We start from the raw sequence: 20,444 nt of genomic DNA, 5'->3' as shown, positions 1-20,444 counted from the left end.
TGTTAATCTATTATAAATTACAAAGAGGCTACCTGAAAAGGCAGCCTCTTTTTTTATCACGCTTTAATGTTTACTGAAAAATATTTTGTGCAGAACACCTGCAACTAATGCTCCAGCAATAGGTGCTAACCAAAAAAGCCAAAGTTGGGGCATTTAGTCTCCGCCAGCAAATAACGCCTGACTAGTTGATCTCGCAGGATTTACTGAGGTATTTAAAATTGGAATACTGATCAAATGTGTTAAAGTCAATGCGAGTCCAATTGCGAATCTTGCAAATTCGGCCGGTGCTTTGGGCTAGGTTCTTACTAAAATAACAAGTAAAAAAACATACTTAAAACAAACTCTGTTATCAGGACAGACAGAAACCATTCCGTAACCTCCTGGAGATAGTTCGCCATAGCCATTTGCCGCAAAACCACCAATATCCACAAAATCTGATTTCCCAGAAACAATAAGATACAGCACTCCTACAGCGGCAATAGCACCTACGAGCTGAGAAATAATATAACCCAGCAACTCCTTTGCAGGAATCATCCCTCCTGCCCATAAACCTATGGTTACGGTTGGATTGAAGTGCGCACCAAAAATATGGCCAACCGCGTAAGCCTTGGTAAGCTACAGCCAGACCAAATGCCGAAGCAAGGCATAAAAACCCCATTCCAAACTCACGATAACCTCCGCAAAGATTACAATCCCAAACCCGCCGAAAACGAGCCAAAAAGTTTTGCTAATAGTTTTTTTGATAATTTAACTTTGACTGGTTAGTATCCTATAAAATGAATGATGTTTTTATATTTTTTAGAGAGCATTATTTCCCCCAAACCAAAATAAGTGTCTTCTAAAGTTATAAAAGATGAAGTGATCAGATATCTGAAAATATTCCAAAAAACCTGTATCTTTGTATAAATTTATAATAGATGAAACTTTTATTCATAACACTCATCCTTTTAGGTCTTGGAGTTGCTGGTATTACTATAAAAATATGGGCTAAAAAAGACGGTAAATTTGCCGGTACTTGTGCAAGTCAGAATCCTATGCTTAATAAAGATGGCGACTCTTGCGGGTTCTGTGGAAAATCACCTGATCAATTTGAAAACTGTAACGAACCTCAACACTCTTAGCGGTTAATGATTATTTTACATGTGCTTTTCTACATCTTTATTGTAGTCATTATTGTTCAATTATTTTTTTACGCTTATGTCTTCTCTAAGGTCAAACAGAAAAGCCATAGTAATCTTACCTCCAACAAACCAAATATATCTGTAATTGTCTGCGCTAAAAATGAAGCCAACAATTTAGAAATGTTTTTGCCTTCAATTTTAAATCAAGATTATCCAAACTTCGAATTGGTATTGATCAACGACAGTTCTACCGACACCACATTGAAAGTCATGGAGCGTTTTAAGACGAGTCATAACAATATAAAAATTGTCAATGTAAAAAACATCGAAGCGTTCTGGGGTAACAAAAAATACGCACTTACCTTAGGTATTAAAGCGGCAACGCACAATCACCTTTTGTTTACTGATGCCGATTCCAAACCTGTTTCCAACCAGTGGATCAACGAGATGAGCAGTTGCTTTTCAAATGATCATCAGATTGTTTTAGGTTATGGTTCTTACGCAAAAGTCAAAAAATCGTTTCTGAATAAATTGATCCGCTTTGAAACTTTAATAACTGCTGTTCAATATTTCTCTTATTCCAAATTAGGACAACCCTATATGGGTGTTGGACGAAACCTGGCGTATACCAAAGATTTATTTTTTGAAGCACGTGGGTTTATGGACCACATGCACATCAAGTCAGGAGATGATGATCTTTTTGTAAATCAAATTGCCACCGCTGAGAACACAGTGATTTGTTTATCCAAAAACAGCTTTACGGAGTCTCTTCCTAAAAAATCTTATGGCGATTGGATCATTCAGAAACGTAGACATATTACCACCGCTAAGCACTACAAAACAAGACACAAGGCCATGTTGTCTTTGTTTTATATATCACAATTTTTATTTTTCATATTAAGCATCGTTCTGATTAGCACTCTTTTTTATTGGGAGATTGTAGTTGGATTAATAGGCTTGAGATATTTAGCATTGTTCATCAACTTAACCTTGGCCGCCAAAAAATTAGAAGAGAAGGATTTAATTCCCTTTTTTCCCATACTTGAAATATTTTTAATTGTGACCCAATTTTCTATCTTTATAAAAAATCTCATCTCAAAACCTAATCGTTGGAAATAAAGGAAATCATTAAAAAAGCAAAAACAAATGACCAATCAGCATTTAACGCCTTGTTGGATTTTTTTTGGAATGATGTCTACGGTTTTCAATTGAAGCGCACTGAAAATGAAAATGACGCTGAGGATATCGCAATCCAAACATTCTCAAAGGCCTTCGACAAAATTGGAACTTATAATGAGGATTATGAATTTAAAACATGGTTGATTACCATATCTAAAAACATTCATATTGATTTATTGAGAAAGAGAAAATCCTCTATCCAAAATAGAGCAAACCAGAGTGATAATGACCATTTTCATAATATTATTGACGAATCGCCTTCGCCTGAGGATAAACTTATTACTGAACAGAATTTAGCCAAATTACTTCGGGACATTAAGAAACTAAAACCACATTATCAGGAAGTTATCAATTTGAGATACTTTCAGGAATTAACCTATAAGGAAATATCTGAAGAACTTAATGAACCCATAAATAACGTTAAGGTCAAGCTTTTAAGAGCAAAAAAATTACTGGCAGAAATAATTATTAAATAGCAGTGAAAATCAGTTTCAAAAAATTAGGCCCCGGTTTATTGTTTGCCGGTGCTGCTATTGGTGTTTCCCATTTAGTGCAATCAACTCGGGCTGGTGCCGATTTTGGCTATGGTCTAATTTGGGCTTTGCTTTTGGTCCATATTTTTAAATATCCATTTTTCCAATTTGCACCGAGATATGCATTAGCAACAGGAGAAAGTCTTTTGGATGGCTATAAGAAAATGGGAAAGGGCGTTTTAATTGCTTATTTCATTCTCACATTCACTACAATGTTTACCATCCAAACAACGGTAACCATTGTTACCGCAGGCATTGCTTCTTCTCTTTTTGGAAATTTCCTTTCGCCAGAAATATGGGCCGTTATTATCCTCTCTATCTGTGCACTCATTTTGATCAAAGGCAAGTACAGCTTTCTTGATCGAATTATGAAAATCATTGTCATTACATTAACAATAAGCACCATAATTGCCGTTGTTCTCGCGTTAAACACAAGTCCGCAGCCACTTTCATTCGTTCAAAAATTACCAGAGAATACTTTAGAAATCGGATTTTTAATCGCATTTATGGGCTGGATGCCTGCACCTTTAGATATTTCAATATGGCAATCCCTTTGGGCTTTAGAAAAACGTAAAGTGATCAAAAATTATGATGTAAAATCATCGCTCTTCGATTTTAATGTGGGTTATTTGGCCACCATTATTATCGGACTCGGATTTATGGCACTTGGCGCATTGGTCATGTTTCAAAGCGGTTCCACTTTTAGTGATAAAGCCAGTGAGTTTTCTAATCAACTGATTTCAATGTACACCAAAAGCTTAGGCAACTGGTCCTACCTTATCATCGGTATTGCCGCGTTCACTACGATGTTCAGTACCACATTAACGACTTTGGACGCTTCACCAAGAACAATGGCCAGAACAACAGAGTTACTTTTTGGCCATTTTTCGAAACAGAATTATTTGTTATGGATTGGTATTTTGATTGCTGGAACCGTCTCTATTTTCTTCTTTTTGGGTTCAGGGATGGGCTTGCTCATAAAGGTGGCCACCATCATATCATTTTTGACCGCTCCATTCTATGCCATTATAAATTACAAACTCATCAGCAGTAAACACACCCCTGTTGAATGGCGACCATCTCTGAAAATGCACGTCCTAAGCTGGTTAGGAATTCTATTTTTAATTGGATTTAGCATTTGGTATCTGACCACGCTATAATATATATTTTCAAATTTACTTTGTACCTTTGTAGTTGTAAACTTCCTAACAAATGAGTGCAGAAACTATTTCAAAAATAATTCCAGAACGTCAACCAAAACCGAAATGGCTAAGAGTAAAACTCCCTACTGGTAAAAAATACACAGAACTTAGAAGCCTAGTTGACAAATATAATTTAAACACTATTTGTGCGTCAGGAAGTTGTCCAAACATGGGTGAATGCTGGGGAGAAGGAACAGCTACATTTATGATTTTAGGCAATATTTGTACACGTTCATGTGGGTTCTGCGGGGTGAAAACTGGACGTCCCGAAACCTTGGATTGGGATGAACCCGAAAAAGTAGCACGTTCCATAAAAATCATGAATATAAAGCATGCGGTTTTGACCAGTGTAGATAGAGATGATTTAAAAGATATGGGAAGTATCATGTGGTCAGAAACCGTGAAGGCTGTACGACGTATGAATCCTGAAATAACATTAGAAACCCTAATTCCGGATTTTCAAGGAATAGAAAAACATATTGATCGGATTGTCGAGGTGGCCCCAGAAGTGGTTTCCCATAACATTGAAACCGTCAAAAGATTGACACGAGAAGTAAGAATTCAAGCAAAATATGAGCGCAGTTTAGGAGTTCTCAAATACTTAAAAGCCCAGGGACAACGCCGGACAAAATCGGGCATCATGCTGGGTCTAGGCGAAACTCGTGAAGAAGTTATTGAAACCCTCCACGACTTAAGAGAAAATAATGTTGATGTGGTGACTATTGGACAATACTTACAACCAAGTAAGAAGCATTTGCCAGTAAAACAGTTCATTCTTCCTGACCAGTTTAAGGAGTACGAAACCATAGGATTGGATCTTGGCTTCCGACACGTAGAAAGTAGCGCCTTGGTAAGATCTTCTTACAAAGCTCAAAAACACATACACTAATGATCCGGGTCGCTATCAACGGCTTTGGACGAATTGGTCGACGGGTATTCAGACTTATTCACGAACGCGAGGGCATTCAGGTGGTCGCAATTAATGATTTGGCAGATCCCAGAACTTTAAGTCACTTGTTAAAATACGACAGTATTCATGGGGTTTTAAAAAACGAGATCACGTTTGAGGATACTACTATCGTTTTTGACGAGCAACAAATTCCTTTGCTTAATCACAAACAGATTGAAGATATTGATTGGACACCTTATAACGTCGATTTCGTGATTGAAGCCACAGGGAAATTTAAAACCTTAGAAGTTTTAGAGAACCATCTGAAAAACGGCGCAAAAAAGGTTATTCTATCCGTTCCTCCTCTAGATGATTCCATAAAAACCATCGTCTTGGGAGTCAATGATAACATCTTGACAGGAGCAGAAACCATCATCTCCAATGCCTCCTGTACCACGAACAATGCAGCGCCCATGCTTGCTGTCATTGACGATCTTTGCGGCATAAAACAGGCGTACATTACCACAGTACATTCGTATACCACAGATCAAAGCTTACATGACCAACCGCATAAAGATTTAAGACGTGCTCGAGCCGCCGGTCAATCTATTGTCCCAACTACAACTGGAGCAGCAAAAGCACTGACCAAAATTTTCCCTAAACTGAGTGATGTTATTGGGGGTTGTGGGATTCGCGTTCCTGTGCCCAATGGCTCCTTAACCGACATCACTTTAAACGTGATAAACACAGTGTCCATTGAAGATATCAACGAAGCCTTCAAAAAAGCTTCAGAAACGCATCTAAAAGGTATTTTAGAATATACAGAAGATCCTATTGTATCCATTGATATTGTCGGTAATCCGCACTCTTGTATTTTCGATTCCCAGATGACTTCAGTTATTGGCAACATGATCAAAATTGTGGGATGGTACGATAATGAAACTGGATATTCAAGTAGAATTATAGATTTAATTTGCAATTTGTCGAAGAAATAGTCGCTTTAGTCGAATAAATAATTATATTTGTTTCCATAAAGTGACCAAAAATGTCCCAACCTAAATACCATATAGTTGCTTTTCTTGTCCTAATATCCATGACATTATTTGCACAGAATAATGCTACTGAAGATATTGACATTCTTAAGATGCGCGTTGAAAACTACATTACCCAATCTGGTTTTGAAACGGAGCGTGGTGATTATTATAACGCTAAAGAAAATCTCGAAAAAGCTTTGGCTATTGCCAAACAAATTGGTGATAAAAAAAGTGAGGGCAGCATCCATACCAAAATTGCAAAAGTTCAATTCATTGTTGAAGAACCAGAAAATGCGCTTGTGTCATTAACAAAGGCCGCTGAGCTGCAGAGAGAGACCAACGACTATGCTAATTTGGCTATTACCTATAATATACGAGGCATTCTACATACGAGTAAAAAAGAATATCCAATCGCTTTGGATTACTTTAATTCTGCCAAAACCAAATTTGAAGAAGAAGGTTTAGAGCGACTCATTGCCGATGTCAACCTGAATGAAGCCAAGGTTTATATTGAATTGGGAGACTATAAAACCGCCAAGGCAAAGCTTGAAAAAACAATAATTTTAGCCAAAAAGCATGACCAGATAGGTGTTTTAAGCAGTGCCTACATTAACAGCGGAAAGGCACTTCATAAGCTGGACAATGAGGATTTAGCTCTTTCTATGGCTAAAAAAGGATTGGAACTTGCCATAACAAACAATATTCCCGAATACATCAATGATGGTTATTTGACATTGAGCGATATATATCAGGCAAATGAGGATTATAAACTCTCCAATGAGTATTTAAGAAAACACATCCAATTATCAGATTCACTATTAGACATTAAACGCGAAAATTTATCGCCAGAAAAAAAAGCACAATTCATAACAGAATATAAGGATTCTGAGCGTAAGCAAATGGAAGTAAAGCTTGAAGAAGCTGATGCCTCAAATAACTTGACCCGGATTACTACCATCTTGAGTATCGCCTTAATTACTATTCTATCCTTATTGACATTATCGCTATACAAAAACAACAACATAAGGCTTAAAACCAACAATATGCTCCATAAAAAAAATGACGAGCTCATTGTTGCAAAGGAAAAAGCTGAATTGGCATCCAAAACAAAAGCCAACTTTCTATCAACGGTCACACACGAATTAAGAACGCCACTTTACGCTGTTACAGGTTTGACCAATATGCTTTTGGATGAAGAGCCAAAACCAGATCAACTGCCCCATTTGAAATCTCTCAAATTTTCCGGAGATTATTTATTGACGTTTATCAATGATATTCTTCAGATCAATAAAATTGAAGCCAATAAAGTTGATTTAGATCCTGAAGTCTTCAATTTGCAGAAAAAGGTTGAAAACGTGGTTTCGGCCTTGAGCAATTCCGCAATGGACAACAATGTCCAACTCCACTACGAATACGACGACAGTTTGCCTTCAACGTTTATAGCAGACCAATTGAAGATTTCGCAAATACTGATCAACCTCATCGGTAATGCGATTAAATTTACCAAAGACGGCGATATTTGGGTCCGATTAAAGAAGCACTCACAAACAGAAGACAAGTATATCATAAGATTTGAAATAGAAGATAATGGCATCGGAATTACCAAAGAGAAACAAGAAAACATGTTTGAAAGCTTCTCCCAAGGTTCCATACAAATCAACAGAAAATATGGAGGTACAGGACTTGGTCTTTCCATTGTAAAAGGACTTATTGAAATTTTAAAAGGAAAAATTTATTTAAAAAGTGAACTCGGAAAAGGATCCACCTTCGTTTTTGAAATCCCTCTACTCTATGCACCTGAACCAGTAATAACTACAAAACCTAAAACCCTTAACGAATTTAATACATTGGACTTAACAAATATCAAAATTTTGGTTGTTGAAGACAACAAGATCAACCAAATGATAACCCGTAAGATTTTAAACAAGATGAACCTTTATTGTGATGTTGTCGATAATGGTGAAGATGCGGTGGATCGCGTCCAGCAAGAGCAATATGACGTTGTTTTGATGGACATCCACATGCCTGGGATAAGCGGAATTGAAGCTACAAAGATTATTAGAACCTTTGATAAGGAACTCACTATTTTTGCGCTTACAGCCGTAACTATAGAAGATAAAATGCAAGAATTTGACGAAGCCGGATTTGATGATATTATTTCAAAACCATTCAAGCAGGAAGATTTCGAAAAGAAACTTTACAACGAATTAAAATCAAACCAAAAATCAGCAACGTCTATTTAACAAAATTACTTATCAAAGTATCAAATTCTGGTTGTCTATCAATTCTTATTTCAATAGGCAAATAATATAACAATCCTCTTTCCTTAAAGTGGGGTTGCAAACGTACCATGTCTTTTTCGGTGGTGACGATTAACGGTTTTTGTTTTAACCCCGCGATATCATTTTCACTAAAATCATGATGGTCTTTAAATTTTAAATGATCAAAGTCCAATCCCAATGATTTTAAATGGGCCACTAAAGGCTTTGGATTGGCAATTCCAGTAACCAAGGTGAACGGTCGACTTTTAAGTGTTTCCAAGTCCAACTGATCTCCATTGTTTCTAACAGACTTAGAATAGACAATTCTCCCAAAAAACACTTCTTGACGCGCTAAAGGATTTATATCATTCTCGATTTGGCGTTTCCTTTCTTCCGATAAATTTTCCGGACACTTGGTCACCACAATTATGTCGGCACGTTTTGCACCTTGTCTTGGTTCTCTTAGGTTTCCTGTAGGTAATAATATATCATCTGTATAAAGATCATCAAAAGCGGTCAATAAGATATTAAATCCAGCCTTGACCTTTCGGTGTTGGAAAGCATCATCAAGCAAAATAATTTCCGGAGGCTTTCCTAAAGCGGTCAACTGGGAGATGCCGTGCACTCTATCTCCATCCACACTTACTATGATATCGTCAAATTTTTGATGAAACTGAAATGGTTCGTCACCAATAGAACTTGCTGTTGCGGTTTCATCGGCGATTACAAATCCTTCTGTTTGTCTTTTATAACCTCTACTAAGGGTCGCTAGATCGTGTTCAGATTTCAATAATCGGATTAAATATTCAATCATTGGTGACTTTCCCGTACCTCCTACACTCAAGTTTCCGACACAGATTACAGGAAAATTATAGGATGTGGATTTTTTAATTCCCCAATCATATAGTTTATTCCTGAGCCAAGTTACTATGTAGTAAATGGGGACAATCGGGAAAAGAAGATATCTTAATAATTTCATCATAAACTATATATAGCTGGTCGGAGAAAACACGGTTAATTATTTTCTACAAAAAAACCGCCTTCACAATTTTATCGTTCAACACGCTTATTTTTAGGCATATTCACAATTCCGCAGCCGTCCACTAATATATGACCATCTTCTTTGACCAATTGCATTGCCACTTTAAAGTCTTCCCAATCTATCCCTTTAACAATGACGTAGCCCGTTGGTGAATTAAACTCATGCAGCTCAAAGCCATTAGGTGGATAATCCTGTGCATCAAACAGAGGATCCGCCAACAACCCAATTTTAGGATTTTCTTCCCAAGCCAGAATAACGATATTCTCTAATTCTGATTTCAATCTGTCGGTAGCAAGAGGAGAATTTCTCACAAATTCAAGAATTTCAACTTGATCTTTACTTTCGATATATGAGTTGATAAAATCGATAGCAGCCTGATAATTTTCATCTTCGGAAGACGCTTCGCTTTCAAGCGGTTCGTATAAATCGGTGTTGGGAAGTTCCGGTTCTGAAGCCTCGGAAGGATTTTTCTTTACGGATTGACAGGCGAAAAAGCTAAGAGCAAAAACAAGGGTAAGCAAATGTTTCATAATTACGGAAAGACATGTTTACAACGAAAATATAATATTTTATCTTTGCAAGTAACCTAAAAGCTAAAAATAACATGATAATACAAGATGTCATCACTCATCTCGAAAAATTGGCACCTTTAGCTTATGCTGAGGATTTTGATAATGTTGGCCTGTTAGTTGGCAAGAAGCACCAGCCTCTTACAGGAGTTCTTGTAACCTTAGACACTTTAGAAAGTATTGTAGATGAAGCCATAGAGAACAACTGCAACTTGATTGTCAGTTTTCATCCCATCATTTTTAAAGGGTTAAAAAAACTCAATGGCTCTAATTATGTCGAGCGCGTCGTCTTAAAAGCCATCAAACATGATATTGCCATTTACGCCATTCATACGGCCTTGGACAACAGCTTACAAGGCGTCAATGACATTATTTGCAATACCTTAGGCATAGAAAATAAAAAAATACTGTTGCCACAGCAAGGCACCATTAAAAAGCTGACCACTTACGTGCCACACAAGGATGCCGATGCTTTACGTCTCGCGTTGTTCAATTCAGGAGCTGGCACCATCGGCAACTATGAAAATTGTAGTTTCAATACCGAAGGCACTGGTACTTTTAAGGGCAATGAGGCCTCCGATCCGAAAGTTGGGGAACGAGGAGAATATCGCCAAGAGCAGGAAACACAAATTTCAGTGACTTTTCAAAAGCATTTAGAACGTCAGATTCTCAATGCGCTCGTTGAAAGCCATCCGTATGAAGAAGTTGCATTTGAAATCACCACATTAGACAATTACAACCAGCATATTGGTATGGGAATGGTAGGTGAACTTCCAAATGAGATGAAAACTGAAGATTTTCTACAGTTTGTAAAGCAAAAAATGAATGTTTCTTGTATAAAACATTCGAACTTAATCAAGGATAAAGTGAAGCGAATTGCAGTACTTGGTGGTTCGGGTAGTTTTGCAATTGCCGCAGCAAAGTCCGCAAAAGCTGACATTTTCATAACGGCGGACTTGAAATATCACGATTTTTTCTCAGCGGAAGATCAAATAATTTTAGCAGATATTGGCCATTATGAAAGCGAACAGTTCACAAAAACGTTTTTAGCTAACTATCTCTCAAAAAAAATTACTAATTTTGCAGTCGTTTTATCGAAGATAAACACCAATCCTGTAAAGTATTTATAATTATGGCAAAAAAAGCTGAACTTTCTGTTGAAGACCGATTAAGAGCGTTGTATGATTTACAACTTATTGATTCAAGAGTTGACGAGATCAGAAATATTCGAGGTGAACTTCCTTTGGAAGTAAGAGATTTAGAAGATGAAGTTGAAGGACTTAATACGAGACTTGAAAAATTAAATGGCGGGCTTGCCCTGGTTGATGATGACATCAAATCTAAAAAGAATTTGATTGAAGAGGCTAAAGCCCTGATCAAAAAATACGCTGAACAGCAAAAGAATGTTAGAAATAACAGAGAGTTCAATTCAATTACCAAAGAAATCGAATATCAAGATTTAGAAATTGAATTGGCGGAAAAGCACATTAAAGAATTTAAAGCTCAGATTGAGCAGAAAAAAGAAGTAGTTGCTGAAACCAAAGAGCGTTTGAAAGAGCGTCAGGCACATTTAAAGCACAAAAAAAGTGAGTTAAATGCTATTTTGGCCGAAACTGAAAAAGAGGAAGCGGCACTGATTAAAAAATCGCAAGAATATCAAGAAACCATTGATAAACGCTTAGTGAGTGCTTACCAAAGAATTAGAGCAAACGTAAAAAACGGATTGGCTGTTGTTGCTATTGAAAGAGGCGCTTCAGGCGGGTCTTTCTTCACCATTCCACCGCAAGTGCAAGTAGAGATTGCTTCGCGTAAAAAAGTGATTACAGACGAGCATAGTGGACGTATTTTGGTTGATGCAGAATTAGCTGAAGAACAAAAAGCTAAAATGGAGAAAATGTTTGCGAAATTAAGCTAAACAGATCTTCAGATATATAGTTGGAAAGCCTTTACATTTAGTGAAGGCTTTTTATTTTAACACAACTTTCTAATTTTACTTTTTAAGGTTTAACACTACAGAACGACTACTTACAAAATCAAACTTATGAAATCTCTCGTTTTCTCATTATCACTTATAGTTTTATTTAGTTGCCAAAACAAGGCACAAACCAACCCCAATCAGGAAGCAATTAAAATAGCAGAACCCGTTGAAGTCCCTATAAAGGATGGAAAAGCAAAAGCTTATTTTGCCAGTGGTTGTTTCTGGTGTGTGGAAAATATTTATGAGCATGTTAAAGGTGTTGAAGAAGCCATCAGCGGTTATGCTGGCGGTCATACCAAAAACCCAACTTACGAATCCAGCAATACAGGTAAAACAGGCCATGCAGAAGCCGTGGAAGTCATTTACGACCCTAATGTTGTGAGTTTCGCAACTCTGGTAGATGTATATTTCGGTTCCCAGAACCCAACCCAAGTCAATGGTCAAGGTGGTGATAGAGGTTCACAATACCGCTCAATTATTTTTTATCAAAATGATGAGCAGAAAAAAATTATAGAAGAAAAAAAATCTGAGTTGGCTAAAAAACTAGATGCAACCATAGCTGCAGAAGTTTATCCCTTTCAGAAATTCTGGATTGCCGAAGACTACCATCAGGATTATGAGAAAAAAAATCCCCAAAACCCTTATATCCAAAACGTATCCATCCCGAGATATGAACGTTTTAAAGCGAAGTTTCCAGAGTTGATCAAAGATTAAAAATTGCAACCAAACCTGACAGGTTTTTGAAACCTTGCAGGTTTTATCAGTTGATTTTAGTCGCTTTCAGTGTAAAAATCAACGGATAAAGTCTGTCTTTAGTAACGTACATTCCCGAATCTGTTTGTAATAAATCTGGCAATACATTGTACGGACTTTCATCATTTTCTTTCAAATACTCAATATGCAATCCCGCTTTGGATAATGCGGAAACCACTTCGCCCAAACCATGGTTCCATCCATATTCTTTGCTTATCATTTTTGAATTGGTATCGGCATACGTTCCTTCATACTCTTCATAAATCGCCTCTTTCTGCATATATCCATATTTTAAATTTGGCTTGCCTTCCAAATAATCGAACATCCAAACGATAGGATGAAATTCGGCCATAAAAAAAGTACCCCCTTTTTTTAAGCGTTCCGCAATCATTTGTCCCCAAGGTTTTAAATCGGGCAACCAACCTATCACACCATAACTTGTAAATACGATATCAAAACTATCTTTAATATATCTTGAAGTATCAAGCACGTTGCAACAGAAAAAGTCAGCATCCAAGCCTAATTCCTCATTCAACTTCTGAGCTAACTTTATCCCTTCATCACTTATATCAACACCCACACATTTCGCTCCCATCCTACTCCAACTCAAGGTATCCTGACCAAAATGGCATTGCAAATGCAATAGGCTTTTCCCGTTCACATTACCAAGAGCCTCCAATTCATAAGGCATTAAAGATGATTTACCATTCTTAAAAGCTACCAAATCATACATTTCACTTACCGCATGAACTTCAACCTTGTTATTCCAAGTCGCTTTGTTTATTTCAAAATAACGGTCATTTGGATTCATAATTTCTGATTTAAAACCTAAAATTAAAACTTCTGAATCATTCTTCCGTATCTTTATAAAAAGATTTAAAATGAAAAAAACACTCATAGTATTCACGTTAATCGCTCTCATTTTTTCTTGTAAACAAAAAGAAGAAACAAAAACCGACGAAAAAGAATGGTCAACAGCCGAAAAAATAGCCATCACCAATGGTATAGAAAACTGGAAAGATGTATCGGAATTACAATTTACCTTCAACGTCGATAAGGATACGACGCATTTTGAGCGTTCTTGGACCTGGAATCCTATAACAGAAGATGTCATTATGGTTTCAGGAAAAGATACCGTAGCCTACAATCGGAAATCGGTGGATAGTACCTCAATGAATGCCGATAAAGGCTTTGTAAATGATAAATATTGGCTTTTGGCTCCTTTTCAATTGGTTTGGGACACTTCTGCCAGCATTTCTGAAGTTACAGTAGTCGAATCTCCAATCAGCAAAGTGCAACTAAATAAAATAACGATTACCTATCCTGATGACGGTGGATATACGCCTGGTGATGCCTATGATCTATTTTATGATGATGACTTTATGCTTAAAGAATGGATCTATAGAAAAGGGAATTCTAAAGAACCTTCCATGATGACCACTTGGGAAAATTACGAAGATTTCAACGGCATTAAAATTGCAAAAACCCATAAACGACCAAACGAGGACTGGACGCTTCATTTTACCGACATTAAAGTTCTGAAGTAATAATCCTGTTAAATAAATAGCCTAGGTATTAAAACGCACTGGTTGGAAAAAGCACTAAAATTTACGTTGTCGTAATCCAAACTATTGATATAGGACGTATATAAGATATATCGAAAAGAGTATTCCGCAGTATGCGCCTATATATATTCAAAGAGCTTCCACTATTAAAGTTGAAGCTCTTTTTTTTAGTGAAACTACAATTTCAAAAGTCTTTTCTCTAGTAAATCCTAAACTTATAATTCTTATTTTTGTGTGAAACCCAAAATCAATTCACCTTGTCAAACTATCAATTAGGATTAGAATACGCCAAACAACAAGACCAAAATGACGATTTAGCATCTTATAGAAATCGATTTCATATTCCAAAAGACGAACAAGGGAACGAGATGATTTATATGACTGGGAATTCACTTGGACTCCAACCAAAATCAGTAAAAGACTATATCCATCAGGAATTGGAAGACTGGGCCAATTTAGGTGTTGAAGGCCATACTGATGCCAAACATCCTTGGCTTCATTACCACGAATTCCTGACAGAGAACATGGCAAAAGTAGTTGGTGCCAAACCCATCGAAGTGGTGGTCATGAATACCTTGACGGCCAACCTCCATTTGATGATGGTCTCCTTTTATAAACCGACTTCAAAACGCTATAAAATTCTGATTGAGGCTGATGCGTTTCCATCAGACAAATACGCTGTGGAATCGCAATTGCGTCATCACGGAATCGATCCGAAAGATGGATTGGTGCTTTGGAAGGCCAGAAAAGGTGAAGAATTAGCCAATTATGACGATTTGGAAGCTATTTTGATAGCGCAGGGACATGAAATCGCTTTGGTGATGATTGGTGGCGTCAACTATTATACAGGACAGTTTTTCGATTTGAAACGCATAACCCAACTTGGACATAAATACGGATGCATGGTCGGCTTCGACTGTGCCCATGGGGCGGGAAATGTGGAATTAAATCTTCACGATTCAGGTGCCGATTTTGCGGTTTGGTGTACCTACAAATATTTAAATTCTGGACCAGGAAGTTTAGGTGGCTGTTTTGTGCATGAACGCCATGCACACAATAAAGACCTCAACCGGTTTGCAGGTTGGTGGAGCCATAATAAAGAAACACGTTTTAAAATGCGTGACGAATTTGACCAACTTCCAGGGGCAGAAGGTTGGCAATTGAGCAATCCACCAATCCTATCAATGGCAGCAATCAGAGCATCATTGGATATGTTTTCAGAAGTAGGCATGGAAAGGTTGACTGAAAAATCAAAACATCTTACAGGGTATTTTGAATTTTTAATCAATAACCTGAACAATAACAACATCAAAATCATCACCCCATCAAATCCAGAAGAACGCGGATGCCAACTCTCCATTCAGGTGAAAAATGCCGATAAAAATTTACACCATCAATTAACCGAAGCTGGCGTTATCAGTGATTGGCGCGAACCAGACGTCATACGATGTGCGCCAGTGCCGCTATATAATTCGTATCAGGATGTTTACGAATTAGTAAAACGCCTGAAGTCCATCCTAACTTTCTTAAAGGGAATGAACCGATAATTGAAAATATTACGAACTGTAAAGAATGAAAGAAGACACTAAAAAAGTCCTCTCCTTTGGAGAGGATTTAGGAGAGGCCAAACAAAACATACTCATCATCGGCGCAGGTCTTTGCGGAAGCTTGCTCGCTTTACGCCTGGGGCAACGTGGATTTAACGTCTCGCTATACGAAATGCGTCCAGATATACGGACGGCCAATATTAGCGCAGGACGTTCCATCAATTTAGCCCTTTCTGATCGGGGCATTAAAGCCATGAAACTAGCGGGCATTGAAGATAAAGTCCGAGAATTATGCATTCCCATGAATGGTCGTATGTTGCATGACATTGAAGGCAATATGGTCATGGCGCCTTACAGCGGAAGAGAACATGAATACATCAACTCCATCTCTCGAGGTCTTTTAAATGGTTTATTGTTGGATGAAGCTGAAAAGCACGACAACGTCAAAATTTATTTCAACAAAAGATGTAAATCTGTCGATTTCGAAAAAACCACGGCCTTATTTAAGGATTATGAGTCCAATACCGAATTTGTAGAAGATGCTGATGTCATAATCGCTACAGATGGTGCCGGCTCGGCGTTACGGAAAAGTTATTTTTTAGGCAAAAAGTTTTTGTTCAGCTTTTCGCAAGATTGGCTGTCTCATGGGTATAAGGAATTAAGTTTTCATCCTACAGAAGACGGTGGCTTTAAAACGTACAAAAATGCTTTACATATTTGGGGACGCGATAGTTTTATGCTGATTGCCTTACCGAACTTGGACGGCAGTTTTACGGTGACCTTGTTTTTAAGTTATGAAGATGGCGAATACAATTTCGGTAATTTGACTACAGAAGAAAAGGTGATTGAATTTTTTCAAAAATATTTTAAAGACGCTTTGGAATTAATGCCCAACCTGATCGAAGACTTCTTTACCAATCCAACCTCGCCGTTAGGAACCGTAAAGTGTTCACCTTGGCATTATAAAGGCAATACCCTATTGATGGGTGATGCCGCACACGCCATTGTGCCGTTTTACGGACAAGGAATGAACGCCTCCTTTGAAGATGTCACCGTATTTGATCAAGTTTTGGATGAAGGTCATAAAGACTGGGAGACCATATTCAAAACTTATGAGAAGAAACGAAAAAGGGATACCGATGCCATTGCAGATTTAGCCATCGATAATTTTCATGAAATGAAAGGCCATGTAAACAATGCCATTTTCAGAGAAAAGCGTAACTTAGAAATGGCATTGGAAAAGAATTTCCCGAATGACTATTCCTCAAAATATTCATTGGTCACCTTTAATGAGGAGATCAGTTATTATGAAGCCATGTTGAGAGGTAGAGCGCAAGACAAAGCGATTTTGAATATGTTGGCGGACAAAGAACTCGACCTCAACGACGATTTAAAAACGAATTTAGAAAAAGTTAAAGCTGCCACCGAAGAGATTTTGGAAGACGATCGGGTGGCGAAGGATTTTAAACATTAGATAGTAACCTGACAGGTTTTAAAAACCTGTCAGGTTTAAAAAGAAGAAAAAGATTATGAGTAAAGATAACAATGAGGTTCCTGCCTTCGCAGGAACGGGGGTGAAACCAAGAGGCAACTATCCACTCACCAGACGTGCTGGCGATTTTATTTATGTTTCAGGAACTAGCTCAAGACGCGCCGACAATACGATTGCTGGGGTTGACATTATTGATGAATTGGGCACTAAGCATTTAAATGCCGAAGTCCAAACCCGTGAGGTCATTAAAAACATTGAAAAAAATCTCGCTAAGGAAGGCGCCACGCTTAAAGACGTGGTAGACGTGACCTCATTTTTGGTAAATATGAATGATTTTGCTGGCTATAATAAAGCCTATGCTGAATTCTTTGATCAGGAAACCGGGCCGACAAGAACCACTGTAGCTGTGCATCAATTACCAAATCCTGATTTGGTGGTGGAAATTAAGGTCGTCGCATTCCTGCGGAAGCAGGAATCTCATGATTAAAGGTCGTATTTTGAGACAAAAGCCAAATCAAACCTCTCAGGTTATACTTGTCCGCCGAAGCGTCAATGTAGGCAGAAAACCTGAGAGGTTGCGGGAGCGGAAACACTCCTAAAATATTCGTGATCCCAATAATAATCGGGACGTGGCAAATAAAACAATACGGGAATCCAGTCTGACTATCTACTGTAATAGATGGCGCAAGATTTTCTAATCGAAGCTTTCAGTTTAAAAAACTTGAAAGAACTCAAAAAAATTCGTGAATTCGTGGTAAATAAGGCAATTCAAGATGAGATTCCTGCCTTCGCAGGAATTAGGAACTACATCAACGGAGAATATATCAATCCAATTCAAGACCAATGGATAGACAACTATTGTCCAGCCAATGGGGAAGTATACGGACAGATCCCAAACTCCACCAAGGAAGATGTAGAGAACGCCTATATTGCCGCAAAATCAGCATTTCCTATTTGGTCGCAGACCACATTGGAAGAACGCAGTAGGATTCTTATTAGAATATCGGAATTATTAGAGGATAATTTAAGTCGTTTTGCTGAAGCTGAAAGTAAGGACAATGGGAAACCAGTTTCATTGGCCACGCAAGTTGACATTCCAAGAGCAGCTAGTAATTTTCGCTTTTTCGGTAATGCTATCACGCAATTCGCCAGTGAAAGTCATGAAAGTGTTGGTCAAGATACCATTAACTTTACCTTACGTCAACCTATCGGTGTGGTGGGTTGTATCTCACCCTGGAACCTTCCGCTTTACCTCTTTACCTGGAAAATTGCTCCAGCCATTGCGGCCGGAAACTGTGTGGTGGCCAAACCAAGTGAAATCACACCGATGACCGCTTATTTACTTGGCGAAATCTGTAAAGAAGCCGGATTGCCTAATGGCGTTCTCAATATTGTACACGGATTGGGTACAACAGCAGGACAGGCCATTATCGATCATCCAGACATCAATGCGATCAGTTTTACGGGAGGTACTGCTACTGGCGCCCATATTGCAAGGGTGGCAGCTCCATTATTCAAAAAGCTATCTTTGGAATTGGGAGGAAAAAATCCAAACATCATTTTTGCCGATTGCGATTATGACAATATGCTTGATACTACGGTACGTTCTTCATTTTCCAATCAAGGGCAGATTTGTTTGTGTGGGAGCAGAATTTTTGTGGAAGCTTCTATTTATGAAAAGTTCAAAAAGGATTTCGTAACTAAAGTAAAAGCGCTTAAAGTTGGGCATCCATCTGACGCAGCAACCGATATCGGTGCTTTGGTATCAAAAACACATCTCGAAAAAGTGATGGCGTATATCGAAATCGCCAAAAAAGAAAAGGGAACCATACTTTGTGGCGGCAATAAAGTGGTGGTTGAAAATTTTGAAAACGGTTATTATCTCGAGCCAACCGTCATTGAAGTTGTATCGAATGACTGCCGAGTGAACCAAGAAGAAATTTTTGGACCTGTGGTAACTATCATGTCCTTTGAAAGTGAAGACGAAGTATTGGAAATGGCCAACAAAGTAAAATACGGTTTATCAGCAACACTTTGGACCAACGATTTAAAACGAACCATGCGAATGAGCAGTCAATTACAAGCCGGAATTGTTTGGGTGAACACTTGGATGATGCGCGATTTACGGACGCCATTTGGAGGCATAAAAGCTTCTGGCGTAGGTCGTGAGGGCGGATTTGAAGCGCTGCGATTTTTTACGGAGGCGAAGAATGTTTGTATAAAATATTGATCCCAGCCCTCCCGAAGGGAGGGAGTTAGATGGTGACTTAATTTAAAATTGTAGAATAAAATTATAAACTCATTATCCCGTTAAGAGTTCCTCCCCTTTGGGGAGGTTAGGAGGGGCTGATAATTATGGATTTAAAACTAAACAACAAATACGCATTAGTTTGCGGAAGTACAGCAGGAATAGGAAAGGCAACAGCCATATCCTTAGCTTCAGAAGACGCCAAGGTCACTTTGGTGGCGAGAAATGAGGAAAAATTGAAACAGGTAATGGCCGAACTCCCTAATTCAAAAAACCACAGTTATATTGTGGCGGATTTTTCAAACCCTGAAGAATTGCAACACAAGGTTTCTGAGTTTATCAAAAAGCATCATGGCTTCCATATTTTGGTCAACAATACAGGTGGCCCCGCGGCTGGACCCGTTTTTTCGGCAAAGCTTGAAGAATTTGATAAAGCTTTTACCCAACATTTAAAATGCAATCATATTTTGGCCCAAACTGTCGTTCCTTTTATGAAGGATGAAGGATATGGTCGTATCATTAACATTATTTCTACCTCAGTAAAACAACCTTTGGATGGATTGGGTGTGAGCAATACCATTCGTGGTGCCGTTGGCAATTGGAGTAAAACATTAGCAAATGAACTTGGACAATTTGGAATAACGGTCAACAATGTACTCCCAGGAGCAACGGCAACAGATCGACTGACGGAAATCATCAAAAACAAATCGGCTAAAACTGGTCACAGTGAAGAAGAATCTGCTAATGCCATGAAAAGTACAGTTCCTGCAAAACGTTTTGCCAGACCAGAGGAATTGGCTTATGCCGTGACTTTTTTGGCGAGTGAATGTGCCAGTTATATTAATGGCATCAATTTGCCTGTTGATGGTGGACGAACAAAATGCTTATAAAAAGTACGTATTTGTAAATAAGAACCGAGAGGAAGACTTTTTGTTCTGCAGTTTTATACTTAATTTTAAGAGCGAAATCTCGCGTTAAGGATGGAGGCTTTGTGGAGCTCCTCGAAGAGAGCGACTGCCGACAGCCTGACC

Annotated in this window: 19 protein-coding genes and 1 pseudogene; 16 read left to right on the top strand and 4 right to left on the bottom strand. The window is 38.1% G+C overall.

Annotated elements, in window-relative coordinates:
* Positions 1-63: 63 nt before the first annotated feature.
* Positions 64-744, bottom strand: a pseudogene (gene aqpZ, locus J4051_RS19280) (aquaporin Z).
* Positions 745-917: 173 nt separating this feature from the next.
* On the opposite strand from aqpZ, the gene J4051_RS14800 reads away from it, so the two are divergent.
* The 7 genes from J4051_RS14800 (at position 918) to J4051_RS14770 (ending at position 8,201) form a co-directional block, all read left to right on the top strand.
* Positions 918-1,121, top strand: coding sequence for a membrane or secreted protein (locus tag J4051_RS14800; RefSeq protein ID WP_208234660.1), 204 nt, complete (start codon positions 918-920; stop codon positions 1,119-1,121).
* Positions 1,122-1,127: 6 nt separating this feature from the next.
* Positions 1,128-2,240 (top strand): glycosyltransferase, encoded by a 1,113-nt coding sequence (locus J4051_RS14795; RefSeq protein ID WP_208234659.1) that lies wholly within the window; start codon positions 1,128-1,130, stop codon positions 2,238-2,240.
* On the top strand, positions 2,231-2,776 hold the full coding sequence (locus tag J4051_RS14790; protein WP_208234658.1) for an RNA polymerase sigma factor: 546 nt from the start codon (positions 2,231-2,233) through the stop codon (positions 2,774-2,776). The genes J4051_RS14795 and J4051_RS14790 overlap by 10 nt, the downstream gene beginning before the upstream one ends.
* Before the next feature lie 2 nt (positions 2,777-2,778).
* The gene (locus tag J4051_RS14785) at positions 2,779-3,993 is read left to right on the top strand and encodes an Nramp family divalent metal transporter (protein WP_208234657.1); all 1,215 of its coding nucleotides are present in this window, start codon (positions 2,779-2,781) and stop codon (positions 3,991-3,993) included.
* Between the two features lie 52 nt (positions 3,994-4,045).
* Positions 4,046-4,924: a lipoyl synthase gene (lipA, locus tag J4051_RS14780; RefSeq protein WP_208234656.1), complete on the top strand. Its 879-nt coding sequence runs from the start codon at positions 4,046-4,048 to the stop codon at positions 4,922-4,924.
* On the top strand, positions 4,924-5,919 hold the full coding sequence (gap, locus tag J4051_RS14775; RefSeq protein WP_208234655.1) for a type I glyceraldehyde-3-phosphate dehydrogenase: 996 nt from the start codon (positions 4,924-4,926) through the stop codon (positions 5,917-5,919). Before lipA ends, gap begins: the two co-directional genes overlap by 1 nt.
* A gap of 98 nt (positions 5,920-6,017) precedes the next feature.
* The gene (locus J4051_RS14770) at positions 6,018-8,201 is read left to right on the top strand and encodes an ATP-binding protein (RefSeq protein ID WP_236027484.1); all 2,184 of its coding nucleotides are present in this window, start codon (positions 6,018-6,020) and stop codon (positions 8,199-8,201) included.
* On the opposite strand, the gene lpxK is transcribed toward J4051_RS14770, so the two are convergent.
* Together lpxK and J4051_RS14760 are read right to left on the bottom strand one after the other, a co-directional pair.
* Complete coding sequence (lpxK, locus tag J4051_RS14765) at positions 8,194-9,201, bottom strand: tetraacyldisaccharide 4'-kinase (protein WP_317192721.1); 1,008 nt, start codon at positions 9,199-9,201, stop codon at positions 8,194-8,196. The two genes, J4051_RS14770 and lpxK, sit on opposite strands and share 8 nt — an antisense overlap.
* A gap of 68 nt (positions 9,202-9,269) precedes the next feature.
* Positions 9,270-9,791 (bottom strand): hypothetical protein, encoded by a 522-nt coding sequence (locus J4051_RS14760; RefSeq protein WP_208234653.1) that lies wholly within the window; start codon positions 9,789-9,791, stop codon positions 9,270-9,272.
* 74 nt (positions 9,792-9,865) lie between these two features.
* Here J4051_RS14760 and J4051_RS14755 point away from each other — a divergent pair, with 74 nt between their 5' ends.
* The 3 genes from J4051_RS14755 to msrA all read left to right on the top strand — a co-directional run bounded on the left by J4051_RS14755 (position 9,866) and on the right by msrA (position 12,522).
* Positions 9,866-10,960, top strand: a complete 1,095-nt coding sequence (locus J4051_RS14755) for a Nif3-like dinuclear metal center hexameric protein (RefSeq protein ID WP_208234652.1) — start codon at positions 9,866-9,868, stop codon at positions 10,958-10,960.
* A gap of 2 nt (positions 10,961-10,962) precedes the next feature.
* Positions 10,963-11,745: a zinc ribbon domain-containing protein gene (locus J4051_RS14750; protein ID WP_208234651.1), complete on the top strand. Its 783-nt coding sequence runs from the start codon at positions 10,963-10,965 to the stop codon at positions 11,743-11,745.
* A gap of 126 nt (positions 11,746-11,871) precedes the next feature.
* Entirely contained in the window at positions 11,872-12,522 is a 651-nt protein-coding gene (gene msrA, locus J4051_RS14745) for a peptide-methionine (S)-S-oxide reductase MsrA (protein ID WP_208234650.1), read from the top strand.
* A gap of 46 nt (positions 12,523-12,568) precedes the next feature.
* On the opposite strand, the gene J4051_RS14740 is transcribed toward msrA, so the two are convergent.
* Complete coding sequence (locus J4051_RS14740; RefSeq protein WP_208234649.1) at positions 12,569-13,372, bottom strand: class I SAM-dependent methyltransferase; 804 nt, start codon at positions 13,370-13,372, stop codon at positions 12,569-12,571.
* 70 nt (positions 13,373-13,442) lie between these two features.
* On the opposite strand from J4051_RS14740, the gene J4051_RS14735 reads away from it, so the two are divergent.
* The 6 genes from J4051_RS14735 to J4051_RS14710 all read left to right on the top strand — a co-directional run bounded on the left by J4051_RS14735 (position 13,443) and on the right by J4051_RS14710 (position 20,303).
* A complete protein-coding gene (locus tag J4051_RS14735) occupies positions 13,443-14,108 on the top strand; it encodes a hypothetical protein (RefSeq protein ID WP_208234648.1) in 666 nt (221 codons plus the stop codon).
* A 275-nt stretch (positions 14,109-14,383) separates the two neighbouring features.
* On the top strand, positions 14,384-15,673 hold the full coding sequence (gene kynU, locus J4051_RS14730) for a kynureninase (RefSeq protein WP_208234647.1): 1,290 nt from the start codon (positions 14,384-14,386) through the stop codon (positions 15,671-15,673).
* A gap of 25 nt (positions 15,674-15,698) precedes the next feature.
* Positions 15,699-17,147, top strand: coding sequence for an FAD-dependent oxidoreductase (locus tag J4051_RS14725; RefSeq protein ID WP_208234646.1), 1,449 nt, complete (start codon positions 15,699-15,701; stop codon positions 17,145-17,147).
* A 55-nt stretch (positions 17,148-17,202) separates the two neighbouring features.
* The gene (locus J4051_RS14720; protein WP_208234645.1) at positions 17,203-17,652 is read left to right on the top strand and encodes a RidA family protein; all 450 of its coding nucleotides are present in this window, start codon (positions 17,203-17,205) and stop codon (positions 17,650-17,652) included.
* A gap of 309 nt (positions 17,653-17,961) precedes the next feature.
* Positions 17,962-19,395, top strand: coding sequence for an aldehyde dehydrogenase (locus tag J4051_RS14715; protein WP_394368927.1), 1,434 nt, complete (start codon positions 17,962-17,964; stop codon positions 19,393-19,395).
* Between the two features lie 125 nt (positions 19,396-19,520).
* Positions 19,521-20,303: an SDR family oxidoreductase gene (locus J4051_RS14710; RefSeq protein ID WP_208234643.1), complete on the top strand. Its 783-nt coding sequence runs from the start codon at positions 19,521-19,523 to the stop codon at positions 20,301-20,303.
* Positions 20,304-20,444 lie beyond the last annotated feature (141 nt).

The organism is Gelidibacter pelagius (assembly GCF_017581925.1).
In the GTDB taxonomy this organism is placed as follows: Bacteria; Bacteroidota; Bacteroidia; order Flavobacteriales; family Flavobacteriaceae; genus Gelidibacter; species Gelidibacter pelagius.
Note: the sequence above shows the minus strand (reverse complement) of the source record. Positions and strands in the feature narration are given on the sequence as shown.